The sequence below is a fragment of the Bradyrhizobium sp. Mp27 genome (assembly GCF_029953005.1).
Taxonomy (GTDB): Bacteria; Pseudomonadota; Alphaproteobacteria; order Rhizobiales; family Xanthobacteraceae; genus Bradyrhizobium; species Bradyrhizobium barranii.
In genome coordinates, this window is record NZ_JASAUS010000063.1 from 1 (window position 1) to 18,935 (window position 18,935).

General features: G+C 60.3%; 10 protein-coding genes and 1 pseudogene. 8 read left to right on the top strand and 3 right to left on the bottom strand.

From position 1 onward, the window contains the following. On the top strand, positions 1-715 hold a 715-nt coding region (locus tag QJT78_RS27410; protein ID WP_281460367.1), incomplete at its 5' end, for a hypothetical protein. 1,074 nt (positions 716-1,789) lie between these two features. Here the strand turns inward: QJT78_RS27410 and ligD are convergent. Further along, complete coding sequence (gene ligD / locus QJT78_RS27415; RefSeq protein ID WP_038943132.1) at positions 1,790-2,683, bottom strand: non-homologous end-joining DNA ligase; 894 nt, start codon at positions 2,681-2,683, stop codon at positions 1,790-1,792. A 198-nt stretch (positions 2,684-2,881) separates the two neighbouring features. On the opposite strand from ligD, the pseudogene QJT78_RS27420 reads away from it, so the two are divergent. The 6 genes and pseudogenes from QJT78_RS27420 (at position 2,882) to QJT78_RS27445 (ending at position 16,846) form a co-directional block, all read left to right on the top strand. After that, positions 2,882-3,296: pseudogene (locus QJT78_RS27420) on the top strand (hypothetical protein). A 12-nt stretch (positions 3,297-3,308) separates the two neighbouring features. Further along, positions 3,309-4,079 (top strand): RES family NAD+ phosphorylase, encoded by a 771-nt coding sequence (locus QJT78_RS27425; RefSeq protein ID WP_080586564.1) that lies wholly within the window; start codon positions 3,309-3,311, stop codon positions 4,077-4,079. A gap of 13 nt (positions 4,080-4,092) precedes the next feature. Continuing rightward, positions 4,093-4,764, top strand: coding sequence for an SOS response-associated peptidase (locus QJT78_RS27430; protein ID WP_038943129.1), 672 nt, complete (start codon positions 4,093-4,095; stop codon positions 4,762-4,764). Positions 4,765-5,031: 267 nt separating this feature from the next. Next, entirely contained in the window at positions 5,032-7,446 is a 2,415-nt protein-coding gene (locus QJT78_RS27435) for a PD-(D/E)XK nuclease family protein (protein WP_157790177.1), read from the top strand. Next, positions 7,443-10,760: a UvrD-helicase domain-containing protein gene (locus QJT78_RS27440; RefSeq protein WP_038952922.1), complete on the top strand. Its 3,318-nt coding sequence runs from the start codon at positions 7,443-7,445 to the stop codon at positions 10,758-10,760. Before QJT78_RS27435 ends, QJT78_RS27440 begins: the two co-directional genes overlap by 4 nt. 143 nt (positions 10,761-10,903) lie before the next feature. Next, positions 10,904-16,846: a DUF3320 domain-containing protein gene (locus tag QJT78_RS27445; RefSeq protein ID WP_281460368.1), complete on the top strand. Its 5,943-nt coding sequence runs from the start codon at positions 10,904-10,906 to the stop codon at positions 16,844-16,846. A 69-nt stretch (positions 16,847-16,915) separates the two neighbouring features. Here QJT78_RS27445 and QJT78_RS27450 read toward each other — a convergent pair whose 3' ends face one another. Together QJT78_RS27450 and QJT78_RS27455 are read right to left on the bottom strand one after the other, a co-directional pair. Continuing rightward, the gene (locus QJT78_RS27450) at positions 16,916-17,164 is read right to left on the bottom strand and encodes a hypothetical protein (RefSeq protein ID WP_038943125.1); all 249 of its coding nucleotides are present in this window, start codon (positions 17,162-17,164) and stop codon (positions 16,916-16,918) included. Between the two features lie 482 nt (positions 17,165-17,646). After that, positions 17,647-17,937 (bottom strand): hypothetical protein, encoded by a 291-nt coding sequence (locus tag QJT78_RS27455; RefSeq protein ID WP_038943124.1) that lies wholly within the window; start codon positions 17,935-17,937, stop codon positions 17,647-17,649. On the opposite strand from QJT78_RS27455, the gene QJT78_RS27460 reads away from it, so the two are divergent. Continuing rightward, positions 17,919-18,827, top strand: coding sequence for a collagen-like protein (locus QJT78_RS27460; RefSeq protein WP_157791143.1), 909 nt, complete (start codon positions 17,919-17,921; stop codon positions 18,825-18,827). The genes QJT78_RS27455 and QJT78_RS27460 overlap by 19 nt on opposite strands. Positions 18,828-18,935 lie beyond the last annotated feature (108 nt).

The following is an 18,935-nucleotide window of genomic DNA, read 5'->3' on the forward strand; positions in this document are numbered from 1 at the left end:
AGCACGCCTCAAGCACCTTGCGATCTTTCCTCGAAAGGTGGACTTCTCTTGCTTCGGGTATCATCCCGACCTTGAATCACGACTCACGTTCCAAGAAAAGTGGGTACTAGTGACGCTCAAGATTACGGTCGATGAAAAGAGTAGCGTCAGTCCTGGCGTCAGTTTCGTCGGCACGAATTTCTCGGCGCCAGTAGGGGCAACGGGCGGCGCCGGTGCCACTCGCATTGAGACGATAGCATTCAGCTACTCATTTGCTGATCTGCTTGCAGAAGACGCCTTGTTGAGAAAGAATAATTTCAATGCGGATGACTGCTCCTTGAATGAGAGAGGGATTTTGATCGAGAGCAATCTGAAGATAGGCGATTTCATTCGTGATAAGATGATAGTCGCAGCAAATCCCGGAGCGGTCCAAGGGAAGACGCTGGGGGCCCCACCTTTCTCGGTGTTCAGCTATCAAGCCACTTTCGTATCAAACTTCGGCGGGACTGCTACTCCAACTTGGAAATTTATCAAGACGAGCGTGGATAGCGCTTCGGCGCTTTTCTCAGCGAGCCGACAGAAAACCCATGATGTATCCATCACGCTTGGGCCCGCGCTGCCGGCGACGAAATCAAGTCCTGCACGTCTGTCCGGACAAGCGATTGCGACCCACGAGAGTGCCGTCAACGCGATGTTCATAAGCACTGCTATTCAAAGCCAACAACTTCCACGATAACGGAGCTCTGCATGGCCAAACCACCGCCTAATACCGAAGAAGAAGCTAGTCAGCATTGCACGTTCGTTCCGAACATTACGGATATGCACATTGAAAAATATGGAAAAGAAATAACCAGAGTGCCGAGATGCGCGGAATTGGGACCGCATCGCCTCTGCGAATCGTACATGAGTAGCGATGGCAAAACCGTGTTTGCTATCTATTGCGATGAGGGCGGCAACTGCCTACGTCGATATGAATGTCCGGCGTAAGCTAACGCTCGTCCGCTTTCCTTCAGACTAGTGGCAGGGCGCGCTCTCGCTCCGTAGCGCGCCGCGTGAGCTGATCGAGCTCTGCGGCTTGGCTGCGAAACGGCTGCGGTGTCCGATCCGCAACTGACTGGACATAAGAACAAGAACGGGGTTGGTCAGGTGCGCCCCGTACCCTTGATCAGACCTTTGAACGAACTCGCCCGCAGCAAGCCTTCCGACGTGATGTCCCGGCATTCAACATCGGCATAGTACTTCGGCTCATGTTGCCCTCGGGCACGCGCGAACGGGTCCTCAAACGAGTCCGCTACCGCCGCCGCTGCCTTCCCCTCAACGGATACTATTTCGATAAGCTGACAGCGCGTCTGCACGCCGCTCTACACATCTACCGGAATTTACTTTGCTGCGGTGATGTAGCCACACTATCCGGAGCTGGGACAGTGCGAGCGGCCAGCCCCCTTCAGCCGCACGTCCCGCAGCTGTCTGAACGCTCAACCGGGCGTTCTCATTACCGATAGAAGCCGATGGCTGGCGGTGATCCAGAAGGCTACTTCTCCAAAGATGAGGCGACACAACAAATGTTAGGTTGGAACTCCGAAAGACTTCACATAGAACTGCATTGAAATGCAGCCGCAACACCCCACATCGATGAGATGAAGCAATCTGATATTCTTAGAGAAAATGCCGACAACTGCCTACGGCTCGCCGAAGGTCGGTCGGATGAGCCGTCCTTCAAGCGCTTTCAGAGAATGGCAGCTAGTTGGCGGGCGTTGGCCGACGAACAGGACTGGCTTGATGGCGAAATCCATCCGACCCAACCACGGCCCTATTTTCGCGCCAGTCCCTTGAACGAACTCGCCCGCAGCAAGCCTTCCGATGTGATGTCCCGGTACTCTACATCGGCATAGAACTTTGGCTCGACCCACGTTGCCTTCGGCTTCCTGATAGGCTTGGTCAGCTTTGACTTAGGGCTGACCACGGTGTCGAGCTGCTTTCTGATCTGGCTCGAGACGGTGCGAGACCAGCCCGTGCCAACCTTGCCCATGTAAACGAGGTCTTTGCCTTCCTGTTTGCCGAGATACAGGGCGGCGACACCGCTCGGGTCTTTGACAAAGCCGACGACAGGGAATTTGCCTTTTTGCACGGCCTTGATCTTCAGCCAGTTCTCGTTTCGCTCCGACCGATACGGGGCGTCCGCCCGCTTGGAAATGATGCCCTCCCAATTCAGCTTGGCGGCATGCTCAAACATCTTCTGACCGTCGCCGACGAGATGTTCGGAAAACAGCACGGGCAGCTCGACATCGTTCTCGCCGAGGAGGTCTAGCAGCCGTTGCTTGCGCTCAATTTGCGGCAGCTTGCGGAGGTCGCCATTCCGCCAGAGGAGGTCGAAGGCGTAGTAGATCAGCCGGCCCTGCCTGCCTGCGGCCAGCTCTGCCTGTAGTTCCGAAAAGTTGGTACGCCCTTCGTGGACGACCACCACCTCCCCATCGATGATGGCTTCGCCCGAAATGGCCAGCGCGCCGGCAATCTCCGTGAAGCGCTTGGTCCAGTCCAGTCCGTTGCGGGTAAAGACTTTCTTGCGTGCCCGGTTGAGATGGACCTGAACACGATAGCCATCGTACTTGATCTCATGGAGCCACTGCTCGCCCTGGGGCGCTTTGGTCTTGAGGGTGGCGAGCTGGGGTTTAATAAACCCCGGCATCTCGATACGCTTTGGCACTCGGGAAACTCACAAAGGCCCGCACCTAGGAGGGCAATGGGAGCATTTTACTTACTTCCTGAAATTCCCGAACAATCAGGGGAAGTGCTTGGCGGTCGGTGCAATTATCCACAGCCACCATTCGCCGGGGTTCCGGCATCGCCGACTACCAGCCCTAGTGCAATTTGCGTTGCGCTATGCGACCCGCTTTGATGGGCGATGGCCACCAAGTCACGAGAAAGCATCTACGGCGCGTCGGTTCGTGCTGCAGCAGAACGGGCAGCGGAGGCGCGCGAGGCCGCCGACCGCTTGGCCTGCGAGGCATGGAATAAACGGATGCTCGGCTTTCAGGGACCGGCGCAGCCTTCTCCTGCGTTGGGCGACGCACTCAATGCCGGTTACCTCTATCTCGAAGTCAAATGCTTGGGCTGCAGCACGCACCAGGCAGTCGCGCTCAACATCGTTCGCCGACCCAAGACAACGCCAATCCATGAACTGGAGCGATACATGCGGTGCAAAGATTGCTCGCAACTTCAGGGACGGCCGTACAAAAGGAGCCATCTGGTTGCGCTGCGGCCGACCAAGATTTCCGCTAGTGGATCCGGCGTCAACATGGTGGCCGGGAGAGCGCTAAAGGGGTAGGCAAATGACAACCACTTCGACATTTGGGCCAGCGTGGTTTGGCTGGCAAGACTACAAGGCCTTTTCGGAGGCTGTCAGGAATACCCAGCGGTTCGTACGCTCTCCAGCCTCAGAGCAATTCCTAAACGAGGTCAGGGCTTCCTGCGCAAGTCGCAAGTTGACTGTTCCAAAGGAAAGGATTTTTTGGCGAGCGCGGATCGGCTGTGAATTGGGAAGACAAGAAGAGGAAGATTACCCTCCGAAAGAATTTCCATATGGTCGTGATGGCATGAAGCCGATACCGAACTGGCAGGCAGAAGGCCGAGCTAATCCGAGAGGTATTCCTGCTCTTTACATGGCGACTACACGCGACACCGCGCTTGCCGAAGTACGTCCTTGGATCGGCGCGAATATCTCTGTTGCTCAGTTGGTGACGGAGCGCGACCTGAATGTCATAGATTGCTCTAAATATCACGGACCGGAGCATTTGTTAGACACCTTCGACCACACAAAGTCGCGCCTGGACGGCATTTGGAGGGCAATTGATCGCGGATTTGCAACGCCCGTTAGCAAGGAAGATGAAGCTAAAGACTACATCCCAACGCAGGTTCTCGCAGAACTGTTCAAAGCTGAGGGATACGACGGGGTCGTTTTCAAAAGCCTTTTATCCGCTGACGGCTACAACGTTACTCTTTTCAATCTGGAAAACGCCAAGGTCATAAACAACTCACTCTTCACGCTCCACTCGATCGAGTTCAAATTCAGCGATACAGGCACGCAGGTCTTCTTTGGCTAGCTGTTGTTAAATTATGTGCAACCTTTACTCCATCACCACCAACCAAGCCGCCATCGCCGCGCTGTTCCGCGTCGTCAATCGCTATGTCGGAAACCTCGCGCCAATGCCGGGCGTCTTTCCGGATTATCCGGCTCCGGTAGTTCGCAACACCGACACCGGGCGCGAGCTGGCCATGATGCGCTGGGGCATGCCGCCGCCACCGCGCACCGGTGGACCACCGGTCACCAACGTGCGCAACACGTCATCACCGCACTGGCGGATGTGGCTGAAGCCGGAGAACCGCTGCTTGGTCCCCGTCAACAGCTTCGCCGAGTACGCGCCGGAGCCGAACCCCGAGACCAAGAAAAAGGACGTGGTGTGGTTCGCGTCGAACGAGGACAGACCTCTGCTCGCCTTCGCGGGCATCTGGACGGAGTTTAAAGGCGACCGAGGCACCAAATCCAAGCCGATCCCTGGACCGCATCAAGTCTACGGCTTCCTTACCACAACGCCGAATGCCGTCGTCGAGCCGATCCATCCCAAGGCGATGCCGGTCATCCTGACGACTGATGAGGAGCGTGATGTCTGGATGCGCGCGCCGTGGGATGAGGCGAAGGCGTTGCAGCGGCCTTTGCCGGATGATCTGCTGCGAATCGTTGCGCGTGGCGCTGACAAAGAAGATCAGGCAGCTCCGCCGAATGTTTGACCGTGAAATCGATCTAAAAAGGCCCGAAGGATCATGAAGCGACGCGTTATCGTGGTGGATGGTCCGCTCGCATTTGGCATGAGGCGATTTCGGGCAGCCCAAACGAATGAAGTCGGATTGGAGATACTGACATTACCCCTGCTTGCAGCGCGTCTCGCTGGAGGTTTTCGGCGTCTTGCCGACAGAGAGACGCTATCGTTGGCCGTTGCATGTGCCCTCCGCGACGGCGGATTTGCACATCTAGACGGCGTCAGGAATCTCCCAGGAATGGTCCGGGCCGTTCTGCTGTCGCTGGACCGCGCATGGAGGGCGGACCTGGATCTGGAAAATCTCTCCGCATCATCTCGAGTCGCCGATCTTGCAATGCTGCAGCGGAGGTTGAGCCAGCTTCTGCCGCGAGGAGGGATGTTGCCACGCCAATTGCGCGACGCAGCGCTGGAGCGCGTCCAGTTCGCCCCAAAATTGTTTGGCTGCATAAAATTGGACATGCTTGTCGACGTCGAGCCATTGTGGCGACCACTGCTGACTGCCTTATCGGCACAAATGGAGGTTTCGTGGGCTGGTTCTGTCGAGCTGGACAGAAGCTGGTTTCCTGGACGCATTGTCCTCGCCGAACCGGCAGAACCGAGGATAACGCGCGGCGAATTGTGCGCCGATCCCAGAGCCGAGGTCGTGGAGGCGCTGAGATGGGCGCGGCAGCTCCTCAGCGTCGGCACAAGCGCCAACGACATCGCGATCACCGCCGCTTCCACAGCGACTTGGGATGAACACATGCTGGTGTTGGCGACGGAGGCCGGCATGCCGGTTCACTTCTCCCACGGACTTCCCGCACTGAGTTCTTGGGAAGGACAATCGTGCGCTGCGTTGGCCGATGTGCTCGGCGACGGCCTGAGCCAGGAGCGCGTCAGACGATTGTTGATGCATTCGTCATCAAGCGCGGCGGATGCCTTGCCCGACGATTGGGCCACGGGCCTTCCACGGAAGGCCGGGCTCTTCACTGTAGATCAATGGCGGCGCGCGCTTAGATCAGCGCGGGACCGGCGCTCCGACGCGGACGCCGCCGAGCGGGCGCTCGTTCCGATGCTCGAATTGTTGGCTGCGGGATTTGAGAATGCCGAGCAGGCCGGCAAGACCTTTCTCGGCGGCGCGAGCCTCGGTCTGTGGCAGGATGCGCTTCGTAATGCACCACCTGCAGCCGTCGCGCTCTCACTTGATAGCCTACGCATCAGCGATTCCCGGGATCCGGCAAGCAGCGTTGTCTGGTGTCCCGCTTCCCATCTGGTCGGTGCGCCGCGCCGCTGGACGCGTCTGCTCGGCGTCGCCGGCGGAAGCTGGCCACGATCCGAGAGCGAGGATCCTCTTTTGCCCGATCATGTCCTATCTCGCCGTCGCCTTATTCCCGTTCCGATCTCCGAGCGCGACCGCCTGTGCTTCCAGCTGCTGCTTTCTCAGCGAGCGGAGGAGGTCGTGCTGTCGCGCAGCCGGCGCTCGGCGGACGGAGCGCTGCAATCCGCCAGCGCGTTGTGGCCCGTGACTGTGCCCGTCCGCACATGCGCGCGTACACGCGTTCCCGAACATTCGTTCAGCGAAGCCGACCGGCTGCTCGCAAGAGCGGCCGAAGCGGGAAGGTCCGGCCGCATCAAGACCGCGATGAGCTGCTGGCAAAATTGGGATCGGGAAGAGGCGACCCCGCACGACGGCGTGGTACGCGCCGGGCATCCGGCGGTCGCCCGCGCGGTGACACGACTGCATTCGGCGACTTCGCTAAGGCTAATGGCACGTGATCCGCTCGGCTTCTTGTGGCGGTATGCCCTGGACATGCAATCCGTCGACCTGTCCGAATTGCCGCTGGCGCTGGATCCACTCGCCTTTGGCGAACTGGTTCACGAACTGCTCTCGCGGACGATCGACGCGCTCGAACCCGAGCCTGGGTTTGTCCGCGCGTCGCGCGACGAAATCGAGCTCGCGTTGGCGAGCGCGGTCGATCACGTCGCCCAGCATTGGCCACTCGAACGCGCCGTACCGCCCATGCTGCTGTGGAAGCATTCGCTAGAGGAAGCCGCACGCCGAGGACTTAGAGGACTGACGGTAGACACGAGCTTCGAAGCCGACACTACCAGCTGGAGCGAGGTCGAATTTGGCTTGCCCGCAGTTCCGAAAGGCTCAGGCGCACATTCCCCTTGGCAGCTCGACGGCGAGATTCTGATCGGATCTTCGAAACTAAAGCTGACCGGTCGGATCGATCGAGTCGATTTCGCCGCCGGTGGTCGTGGCGTCAGGATTTCAGACTACAAGACCGGCGCCACGCCGCGGCATCCTGAAAGGATCGTCGTGGACCGGGGCAAGGAACTGCAGCGCGTGCTGTACGCGATGGCCGTTGGACAGCTCGTTCCGGAAGCTGCCAGGATCGTCTCCCGCCTCATTTACTTGGACGGTGTATCGCCTCCGTTTGCATTGAGCCGCGACATGTTGGAAGCCGCTGCCGCCAACGTTGCCGGTTTTCTCGACAAGGCCTGCGAGATGCTCTATCGCGGAGATTCGTGTCCAGGACCGGACGCGCGCGAGCCCTACAGCGACACGCGCCTTGCGCTGCCCGCCGACCTGGACGCCTACTTTCGGCGGAAGGCAAAGGCTTTCGGCCATCTGACCCGCGAACTCGATCCGCTCTGGAGCGCACCATGAAGCTCGCGGACCGCGAGCAGCGGCTAAGGGTCTTGACGGATTTCGACACGACGCTCCTAGTGGAGGCAGCAGCGGGAACCGGAAAGACCTCGCTCATTGCTGGCCGTGTGGTGATGCTGCTGGCGCGCGGTGCCGCGCCGTCACAGATCGCCGCCATCACCTTCACCGAACTTGCGGCTGGCGAGTTGGCGCTCCGCATCCGGGGATACGTCGCAGGCTTGCTCGCCGGCTTTGTCCCGGACGTGCTGAAGGATGCACTACCGCAAGGCCTGAGCGTGCAACAGAGGACGAAGCTAGCCTCCGCCGCCGAATACCTCGACGAGATCAGCACGTCGACCATCCACGGCTTCTGCCAGGAGATCATTAGAAGCTACGCGATCGAGGCCGCGCTGGATCCGGGATCGCGCGTGATGGATGCGCCCGGCGCCGACGCGATGTTTGAGGCCGTCTTCAGGGCGTGGCTGATCGACCGTCTTTCGGGTAAGGTCGGCGCTGACGATCCGGTCGTCGTACTCTCGCAACACGATCCTCTCAAAGTGGTCAAACTGGTCAAGGACCTCGCCGATCTAAAGAGGGATCATCCGAAGGCCAGCACCAGAAGAGCCAACTTCAAGCGTCGAACGGATATCGACTTGGTTGAAGCAGTGGATGCCTTCGTCCGTTGGTTCGCCGCGTATCCCGAAGAAAGCCGGACGGCAGCACTGCTCGAAGACCTTCGAACCCTGTCAGCATTCTTCTTCGATTGCTTCAAGACCGAGCCAACGTTTCGGGACCTTTGGCGACTCGGGCAGCCGCCACGGGTCGATGCTATGGAGAAAAAGAGCTTCCGACTCGGGTCCTACCGCCGCAAGACCGCCTGGGTGCGGAAGTACGGCGCCAACCGCGGCGAGGTGCTCAACCGCGAGGCTGAAGCGCATTTTTCGAACGTGGAGCGAGCCTATCGCGAGTTACTCGGCCAAATCGCTGACGGACTGGTCCACACGCTCTCCACCGTGCTCGACGACGTCGTCGCCGCTTACGCCGAGCGTAAGCAGAAAGCCGCGGTGTTGGATTTCGATGACCTTCTTACCATGGCCCACGAGCTGGTTTGTCGGCACGAACCCGTCAGGGCGGCGGTGAGCCGCAGATTCCAGCACGTCTTTGTCGACGAATTCCAGGACACCGACCGCATCCAGGCCGCGATCATCTTTTCAATCGTCGCGGAGGCAGCGCCGCAACGCTGGCAGGATGCACGACTTCGACGCGGTTCGCTGTTCCTCGTGGGTGATCCGAAACAGGCAATCTACCGTTTCCGTGGAGCCGACATAAAGGCCTACAACGAGGCGCGCGCGGCCATCGCCGCGCAGGCGGACGGCGCTGTAGTGGAAATCACCGCGAACTTCCGCTCGCAGGAGCAGATCATTGCGCACGTCAACCGTTGCTTCGAGCCCGTCCTCCAGTCGGAAGGGCAACCGGGTTATGTGCGCCTAACTGCGACGCTCGAGCATGCTGAACACGGCCTGCCCCCCGCCGCGAAAGTCACGGTTGCGATGCCCAAGGATCCGTCTGCGGACAGCCAGCGCGATGAGGAGGCCACGATCGTCGCGAGGATTTGCCGCAAGCTGGTCGGCTCGATCCGAGTGAAGCGCAGGGACGGATCGATCACGCCTCTTGCGGCCGGCGACATCGGCTTGCTGGCCCCCACGGGCAAAGATCTGTGGCGGTATGAAAAGGCGCTTGAGGCAGAAGGCCTGTCCGTCGCTTCGCAAGCAGGAAAAACACTTTTCCTGCAGCAGGAGACGCAGGACATCCTCGTACTGCTTCGCACACTCGCCGACGCTCGCGACACGCTCGCCTTCGGAGCATTCATGCGCGGGCCCATGGTCGGGCTCACCGATGAGGAATTGCTCGACATTGCCGAACAGCTCCGGGCAACCGGCGACGGCACGACGCCTGCTAACTTTAACGTCAGAACTCCGTTGGAACAGATTTCCCACCCCGTCGCAAAGGCGGTCTTAGCGGTGCTGCAGGATCTTCGGCGCCGCGCCGCGAGAACCACGCCGCGCGTATTGCTTTCCGAAGCGATTGAGCGTTTGCACCTGCGCGTCGTCCTTGCAGCCAGGCACCGAAGCCGCAGCGCCAGGGCACTCGCCAACCTCGATGCCCTGATCGAGATGGCGCGCCCCTACAACGTGTCGGGTCTGCGCGCCTTCGTCAGGAACCTGCAGTCGGACTGGGAAATCCGTTCACCGCGCTCAGAAGGGCGGATCGACGCTTCGAATGAGGCCGTTGAGATCGTCACGATTCATAGCTCCAAGGGCTTGGAATGGCCGGTCGTCATTCCGATCAATACGTCCACGGAGTTTCCGACGCCGCCGCAGTTCATCCATCGACGATCCGACGACACTCTGCATTGGATTCTCGGAGGAGTTATGCCGCCCGAACTTTCGATAGCCCGCGATGAAGAAAAGCGCGAGCAGATGCTCGAACGTCAACGCATGTGGTACGTGGCGTGTACCCGGGCCCGTGATTTGCTCATCATTCCTCATCTGCCCGAGGCTTCGTCGCAATCGTGGTCGAAGATCCTGAACTTGGGCCACGATACCCTGCCCGAAATCGACCTCACGGGACTGCCAGCGTCAACAGCGACGAACGAGGCTCAGCCCGTGAACGAACAGACGGCCGAATTGTTTGCCGAAGAAACAAGAACGATGGCGGAGGCTGCGCCGTCGCTGGTTTGGAAGACGCCAAGCGCTCAGGATCGCGATCGGACGGAAATGTTGGAACTTGTCGAGCGCAGGATCGACGATGCGTTCGAATTCATATCACCGATCGAAGGCGGGCGCACGCGGGGTATCGTGCTGCACAAACTCATGGAGGAGTTCCTTACCGGAGAGCTGGACGAGCGCAGTCTCAACCGGGTCGAGGCGCGCGCTAGAGATCTGCTAATCGAGCTGAAGAGTATGGAAGGAGCTGCATCAGCACCGGACCCTGACCCCGAGGAGATGGCGCGCACGGCCGTGGGCACGCTAAAATTTGCGGACGTCGCCGCGTTGAGACCGCATCTCGTTCCCGAAGTCTCCGTTTGGTCGAGTTTGGGCGACGGCAAATTGATCGCGGGCCGCGCCGACGCGGTGGCGGTGCGAGGTGAAGAGCGTCTGGCAGTTTTGGATTGGAAGAGCGACATATCGCCAAGTGGGGAAGACAGATCGAATCATATCGCGCAACTAAAGGACTACGTGAAGACGATCGGTGCTCCAAAGGGGGCCATCGTCTACATGAGCCTCGGCGAAGTGGTGTGGATAAAGTCCGGATCGACCATCTCAATCGCCTGATCGAATGTGGGTTACCGTATTTGCGCGGGTCTCCCTCAACTTGACATTATGCCATTTTCCTAGGCACTCATGCCTGACTATACTCGAAATAGGCGAGCAACCACCTTATAGTCGCGTCAAACGAGTGAATGGGGCAATTTGGTGTGAGCGCTCAAGTTGGGGAAGCGGTGGGCGGATTTCTAAAAATCACCTGCACCGCAGCGGACAACGCCAACGTGGCGTTCTACCAGAATGCCGTACCAATCATCCGTGAACTTGCGATCGAAAACACGCTGGGCCGCAATCTAACGGATATTTCCGTCCGTCTGACGGCAGAACCGCCGTTCTTGAACCCGGGCATTTGGCGCATTGAGAGCATCGCCGATAAAGCCGTCCACCATATCCGAAGCCTCGACCTAAAGCTCGATCCGACGTTCCTAGCCGGCATAAACGCCTCGCGGCGTGGCGAACTGCACATCCAGATCGAAGCCGGCGGGGCCGTACTTGCCGAACAGGCGGTCGAGATCAACCTCTTGCCGCCCTCGCACTGGGGCGGGGTCCATTCGGCACCGGAACTGCTGGCCGCCTTTGTACGGCCGACAGATCCGAGCGTCGACGTCATTTTGAGGGAGGCCTCCGACAAGCTCGCTGCCGCTGGCCGCGACGAGGCTATAGACGGCTATCGCAAGGGCACCAAGGCCCGCGCCTGGGAGATTGCCGACGCGATCTGGGCAGCGCTGGTGTCGCATTCGATCGCCTACGTCTTGCCGCCCAAGAGCTTCGAGCGCTCCGGCCAGATGGTGCGCGGCCCTAGCGACATACTGACGCGCAAGGTCGGCACCTGCCTCGATCTCACGCTGCTTTACGCATCCTGCCTCGAACAGGCGGGCCTGAACCCGGTCGTGGTGCTGACCGAGGGCCATTCCTTCGTTGGCATCTGGCTAGTGGACGAGGACTTCTCCGGCCTCGTGATCGACGACCCCCAGATGCTTCGCAAGCGCGTGCAGCTTGAGGAAATGGTCGTGGTCGAAACCACGCTCCTTACCGGATCGCACCCGGCCCGCTTCAAGCAGGCCGTCGAGGCCGCCAAGAAGCTGATTGCCGAGGACGCGGCATCCCCTTTCGAACTGGCCGTCGACGTCCGTCGCGCTCGCAGCGCCAAGATCCGCCCTCTGGACCTTTCCGGCTCCGCCGAGGCCGCCATCCGCCCCGTCGCCACCACCGTGACCGCCCAGGAAGTGGGCGAGACCCCACATTTCGAGGAGGACTTCGATAAGCGCCGCGATCCCGTGCCCGAACGGAACCTGGACCGGCTCGAGATCTGGAAGCGCAACCTTCTCGACCTCACGCTCAAAAACAGGCTGCTCAACTTCAAGGACTCGAAATCCACCATCGCGATCGAGTGTCCGGATCCGGGAGCGCTCGAGGACAAGCTTTCCGACGGCGAGCGCTTCAAGTTGCTCGGCAAAGCTACCGTGCTCGACGGCAGCGATGGCCGCGACGCCGCGCTGCTCGCTGACCGGCAGAACGAGGACGGACGCAAGGACTTCATTCTGGATGCCATGAAGCGTGGCGACCTTCATGCCAACGTCGCCGAGACCGAACTCGAAGGCCGACTTACCGACCTCTACCGGGCCTCCAAGCTCGCCTTCGAGGAAGGCGGCGCCAACATCCTCTATCTGTGCCTTGGTTTCCTGAAATGGACGCCGCAAGACGGCGCTGGCCCATATCGCGCACCGCTGATCCTCATTCCTGTCCAGCTCGAGCGCAAGAGCGTCCGCTCTGGGTTTAGGCTGGCGCTGCACGAGGACGAGGCGCGCTTCAACCCGACCTTGATGCAGATGCTGAAGCAGGACTTTGATCTGGCGATGCCGGAATTCGACATCGAACTACCCCAGGACGCTTCCGGGATCGACGTCGCCGGCATCTGGAAAACGGTCCGCCAGCACGTCAAGAGCATCAAGGGCTGGGAAGTCACCGAGCAGGTCACGCTTGCGACGCTTTCGTTCACCAAATACCTGATGTGGAAGGACCTCGTCGACCGCACCGAGCTGCTCAAGCGCAATCCGGTCGTGGCCCATCTGATCGACACGCCTACCCACACCTACGGTGGCTCGGGTGCAGGATTTATTGACGCCCGTACTATCGACGATGTTATCGATCCGGTCGACCTGTTCGCACCGCTGTCGGCCGATTCTTCGCAGGTTGCAGCCATCGTCGCCGCCCAACGCGGCGCCGACTATGTGCTGTTCGGGCCGCCCGGGACCGGCAAGAGCCAGACCATCGCCAACGCCATTACCAACTGTCTCGCACACGGCAAGACGGTTCTGTTCGTTTCGCAGAAGACCGCAGCACTGGAAGTCGTCCGGCAGCGCATGCAGGGCGTCGGGCTCGGCAACTATTGTCTCGAGGTCCACCCCACGAAAGCGCAGAAGTCGAACGTGCTGGAGCAGCTTGCGACCGCTTGGCGTGAACGCAATCTCGTCACCGAGGAGCACTGGTCGACCGCCGCCGGGGACCTCAAGAAAAAGCGCGATCAGTTGAACCGGCTGGTCTCGGCGCTCCATCGCAGGCGAGCCAACGGCATGACGGCCTACGAGGCCTTCGGGCGCGTGGTCGCCGATCGCGACCGCCTCGCCGATATTGGACTGGCTTGGCCGGCCGGCACCGTGCATTCGCCTGAACAACTCGCCCGGATGCGAGAGACCTGCGCCGACATCCGCACTGCGTTGGAGGCCGTCGGTGACCCGGCCGTCCATCCCTTGCAGGGTATCGAACAAACCCGCTGGAACCCAGCTTGGGTGCAGACCTTGCAGCTGACGATCGACCGCCTTCAGATCACGCTGCAGCGGATGCGGGTCGCTGCCGATGCGCTCGTCACCTCTCTCGGGCTGAACGAGATCACCGACGACAGCCTGTTGCCGCAGCTTGTTAAGCTCGTAGCCCTGATGCTGAACGCGAATGCCGCCGATGGCGTTCTGCTGCTGAACGAGGATGCCCCCGAACGCATCCGCACTCTCTTGGCAATGGCCGACATGGCAAGCCGAATCAACGAAAAGATGTCGGAATTGTCGACCGGATACGACCTGAAAGTTGTGCAACTCGATCTTCCGACCCTTCAGCGCGAATGGACCGAAGCGTGCGTCTCGAACGTGCTGATGCGCAGTGGCCGCAAGAAGAAAGTCCGCATTCAGCTGCAGCCCTATTGCACCGGCGAGCTGCCAGACGAGATCGGACGCGACTTGGTCGTGTTACAGGAACTGGGAGGCCAGTTGCGCGAACTTGAAGCGCTTCGGCCACAATTCCTTGGGATCGAACGGTTGTGGAAGGGACTGAATACCGACCCGGCACACGTCGCCGCCATGGTCAAATGGGCCGGAGACATGCAGCACGCGGTCGACGCCTTTCAAGTCGACGGCGTCCCAGCAGAGCGTCTGCTCGCGCATGTCGCTAGCCATCTCGCCCACGACATTTCACGCTTCCGCCCCGGTGGCCAGGTACGGCGAGCGTTTGACACTATGCATGAGGCCTTCCCCGCGATGCACCAAGCGGCCAAGGAGCTCGGCACCTGTATCGGTCTTGATCGACCCGAAGAAATCATCCGCCTCGAGCCGGGCTGGATCGAAGCGCTGCTTGAGCAAACCGCACGCTGGAAGGCCAATGTGATCAAGGCTCCGCAATGGGCAACCTGGCGCGGCGCGGCGAAGGCGGCGCGTCATGCCGGCCTTTCGCCGCTGGTCGACGCTGTCGAGGACGGCACCGTTACCGGGCACGAGATCGCCGGTGCATTCGATTTTGCCTACGCACGGTGGGTAGCGGAGACCATCGTCAACGAAGACGAAGTGCTGAGTGGCTTCCTTGCCGAAAAGCACGAAGCGGCCATCGAGGCCTTCGTAGCCGCCGACAAGAGGATCGGCGAACTTGCGAAACAGATCGTCAAGGCACGGATCGGCGCCGCGGTGCCGACCCAGACCAATTTTGGCAAGGACCCCGAATGGGGCACGCTGGCGCGCGAGATCAACAAGAAGGCGCGCCATATGCCGCTGCGTCAGCTCTTTGGACGGATCCCGAACGTGATGACCCAGCTCGCGCCTTGCGTCATGATGAGCCCGCTGTCGATCGCACAATATCTGCCGGCCGACGCCAAGCCGTTCGATGTCGTGATCTTCGACGAGGCCTCACAAATCCCGGTCTGGGACGCCATCGGCGCCATCGCCCGCGGCTCCCAGGTGATCATCGTCGGTGATCCGGAACAGCTGCCGCCGACCAGCGTCGGCCAGCGCGGCGTCGACGACGAGGATGACGACGGCTCCACAGTGCAAAGCCAGCAGAGCATTCTTGACGAGTGCCTCGCCTCGAACATCCCGAGCATGCGGCTGTCCTGGCACTACCGTAGCCGCCACGAGAGCCTGATCGCGTTCTCTAACGCCAAATACTATCGCGGCGAACTGATGACGTTCCCCTCGCCAGTGACCCGCGACACTGCCGTGCGCTACGTCCATGTCGAGGGCGGTATCTACGAGCGCGGCGGCGCCAAGGTGAACCGCAAGGAAGCCGAAGCGGTGGTCGCGGAAGTCGTCAAGCGCATGAAGACGTCGACCCAGTCGATCGGCGTCGTCACCTTCAACGGCGACCAGCAGCGACTGATCGAGAATATGCTCGATCAAGCCCGTCGCAGTGACCCTACGCTGGAGACGCATTTCGACAAGAACCAAACCCGAGAGCCGATCCTCGTCAAGAACATTGAGAACGTGCAGGGCGATGAGCGCGACGTGATCATCTTCTCCGTGGCCGTCGGTCCCGACAAGGCTGGCCGCATCACCGCGCAGATCTCCTCGCTAAACGGCGAAGGCGGCCACCGCCGGCTCAACGTCGCCGTCACCCGGGCGCGCAATGAGCTTCTGATATTCGCCACGTTGCGTCCCGAACAGATCGATCTCGGGCGTACGTCTGCCAAAGGGGTCGTCGACTTCAAGCATTTCCTCGAATTCGCCGAGCACGGCGCGCGTGCCATCGCAGAAGCCTTCTCGCCGACCGGACGCGCAACGGAATCTCCATTCGAGGATGCCGTATTGAGGGCGCTCGAGGACAAGGGATGGGAGATCCACCCCCAAGTCGGCGTGTCTTTCTTCCGGGTAGACCTCGGCGTCGTGCATCCGGATTTCCCCGGTCGCTACCTCGCCGGCGTCGAATGCGACGGCGCTACCTATCACCGCTCAGCCACCGCTCGCGACCGCGACCGACTGCGCGAGATGGTACTCAATGGTCTCGGCTGGAAGATCCGGCGCATCTGGAGCACAGAATGGTGGATGGACGCGGCGGCTGCGACCGATAAGATTCATACCCGGTTGACCGCCGATCTCGACGCCGATCGGTCTTCACGTGTGGTCGGGCAGATCCCGGAAGAACCCACGGCGGCCCTCGACGACGTGGCGATGGCCCCTTCTGCTTCGCTGTCCGCTGACCCGGCACCAGCACGACCGCCGCCGGCGATCCTTACCGAGCCGCCCGTGATACCGCCCGAACCAGCCAACGACCCCGAACCGATCGAGGAACCCAAGGTTTACGCGCGTGGACCGGATCCCATCGAAGCCAACACCGCTGCGGTCTCGTGCTACACTAAGGCCGATCCAAGCATCGTTGTGGTGCCCGATCGTGAGCGCTTCTATGACGTTGGTTACCGCAGCGACCTTCGCGCAATGATCGACCACGTGGTCGCGGTCGAAGGTCCGATCTATTTCGATATTCTGGTCGACCGTATTGCCCGTGCGCACGGATTCCAGCGCTCGGGCGAAACCGTGCAGAAGATCATCCGCGCAGCGTTGGGACGCAACCGCTTTCCATCGACAAGAGACGATGATCGCGAGATCATCTGGCCCCAGAACACCGTTACCAGCGACAAGACACTTTATCGCGGTGCCGGCGTCCGCGAGCACAGCGACATTCCATTGGCAGAGCTCGCCGGTCTTGCCGATATCTTGCGGTCGAGGGGGCTGGAGGATGACGAGGACCTAATTCGGGGCATGCAAGACCATTTTGAGCTAGGCCGGCTCGCGACTTCGACGCGTCAGCGATTTGAGGCAGCGATAAATTCAGTTCAGAGATAGACGATGGCGGGAGTTTCGACTGCTCACATTGGCTCGTTGGACAGCAGGCTGTTTACGCTGGGCAAACATCTACTCAAGATAAATCACCTGGACCGCCTCTATCTCACTGATAGCAAGGTAAAGTGGTGTGATTTCAATTCGTGTTTCGGAATGGCTTTGTTCTACCAAGTTTAGCCGTAGGAGCGTCCCATTGCTTCGTCCAGCCAAAGCACCTCGGTAAGTGGCGCCGCTCTTCGTATGAATTTCAACGAGATAGTCGTTAGCGGCACTCTGCTGGTCGATCATCTTCAAAATAGAGTCGAATTCCTCGAGATTCATCCTGTTTCCTCGTCCTGATGCATTCGACTCCGGTCCCTTAAAATAAAGCATCCGTCTAGCCAAAGGGCAGATCGGGACGCATTCTAAGGCTACCGAGCAAATCGCGTTATCAGTGAAAGCGGGGCTAGCGCTCTTGCTTCGCGGTTTTTCTGCTTGCTGGAAGAGTTGCCTCTCGTCAACTCCTATCTAACCGAGGACAGCACGATATCTGCTTTGCGGGAATGTCTTTTTTGCTGTCGTTGATTGCAGTCCGCTCGCCGACGAATTTCCGAGTGTAAACGCTTCACGGCGACGTCTAGCATGTGCGGCCAGGATGCTGCCCACGAGATCACGCGGCATCTGATACGGAACTGCCACCAAAAGTACCGGATATGATTGTGCCTTTGCGATGGGATGCATGACGCCGAGCGGCAGCATCGGTTACGTGCGCACGAGCGCTGGGGCTGTTCGACGAGCACTTTTCAGCTCGGATGCCAAAGTAGTCAGTGAGCCTTCCGCCCCTCGGCGCGGATCGCGGCTGTCTCTTCTTTAGCAACGGCTAAATCCAACAGTTCGCGACCTTCCTTGGGCAGGCCCGCGAGCGACAACTTTTCGACAACCATCATCTGCGTAAGCAGCGCCCGGATCTCCTCTAAAAGGTCGCCTTGGATCCGCTGCCCGACGCGCTCATGGGTGCTCAGTGCGCGACTGGCAACGCGGTGGATCAACAGCAACGTGCTGATCATCTCTGAATTGGTCGTTGCGGCTTCCTTGATTGCTGCGTCATTGGTCATCACTGCGCTCCTTCTGCGGATCAGATATACTGGCCGTAGTCACTCGAAACTGGAGGATTGGTATGATCAGCAACGGTAAACATCATGCTGGTTCGGCCGGCGGTGGTGAAGGAATCCCGCCGCCGAAGGACCAAGATCTGATGCTCGACGCCTGGCGCGAAGTGCTGGCGCAGGTTCTTCATACTCGCGATAACGAATGGAAACAGCAATTGCGGGCGATCAAAGCAGAAAGCTTGGCGGCGGTCGCGGAGATGCGGGCCAATGTCGCCGAGACCCGCAGCGCGATGGAAGACATGATAGCAAAGCGCCTCGCGCAAATTCGTGAGCCGGCTGACGGAGCGCGCGGCGAGCTCGGGCCACGCGGTGAACCGGGTCCGCCCGGCAAGATCGAGACCGTGCGCGCCTATGTTCACGGGGCAGTACACTACGAGCGCGATGTTGTGGTTCACGAGGGCTCCACCTACATGGCCAAGCACGATACTGCCCGCACGCCGCCGCATGATGACTGGCAGCTGATCGCCGCGCGAGGCCGCGATGCCGCAATGCCGAAGATCATGGGCACCTATCGCGAGGGCGAGAGCTATTCGTTCCTCAACATCGTTGCGCTCGGCGGTTCCAGCTTCGTCGCGCGCACCGACGATCCGGGGCCGTGTCCAGGTGAAGGCTGGCAGCTGATCGCGAGCGCAGGCCGCCCCGGCAAGCAAGGGCAGAAGGGCGAGCGCGGCGAACAGGGCCAGCGCGGAGAGCGCGGGGCGGTGGCGCCAACCATCCTCGGCTGGAAGATCGACCGCGAGCGCTACTGCGCCACGCCGATCATGTCCGACAATAGCGAGGTCGAGCCGCTGCAGCTGCGCGCCCTGTTCGAGCAATTCCATGACGAGGCGAGCTAGTTGCTTGGCGCAGCGCGCCGCCTGATCATCGCCGATCGCGCAGGAGTCACTGAGCCCAATCGAGAGCAAACTTGAACACTCACCCCTTGGCGGAAATACTGAAATTGC

What these genes read in the sequence shown, in the direction of transcription:
- QJT78_RS27425 (WP_080586564.1), top strand. Translation starts at nt 3,309, where the DNA reads ATGACAACCACTTCGACATTTGGGCCAGCGTGGTTTGGCTGGCAAGAC.
- QJT78_RS27430 (WP_038943129.1), top strand. Translation starts at nt 4,093, where the DNA reads ATGTGCAACCTTTACTCCATCACCACCAACCAAGCCGCCATCGCCGCG.
- QJT78_RS27435 (WP_157790177.1), top strand. Translation starts at nt 5,032, where the DNA reads ATGGTCCGGGCCGTTCTGCTGTCGCTGGACCGCGCATGGAGGGCGGAC.
- QJT78_RS27440 (WP_038952922.1), top strand. Translation starts at nt 7,443, where the DNA reads ATGAAGCTCGCGGACCGCGAGCAGCGGCTAAGGGTCTTGACGGATTTC.
- QJT78_RS27450 (WP_038943125.1), bottom strand. Translation starts at nt 17,164, where the DNA reads ATGAATCTCGAGGAATTCGACTCTATTTTGAAGATGATCGACCAGCAG.
- QJT78_RS27455 (WP_038943124.1), bottom strand. Translation starts at nt 17,937, where the DNA reads ATGACCAATGACGCAGCAATCAAGGAAGCCGCAACGACCAATTCAGAG.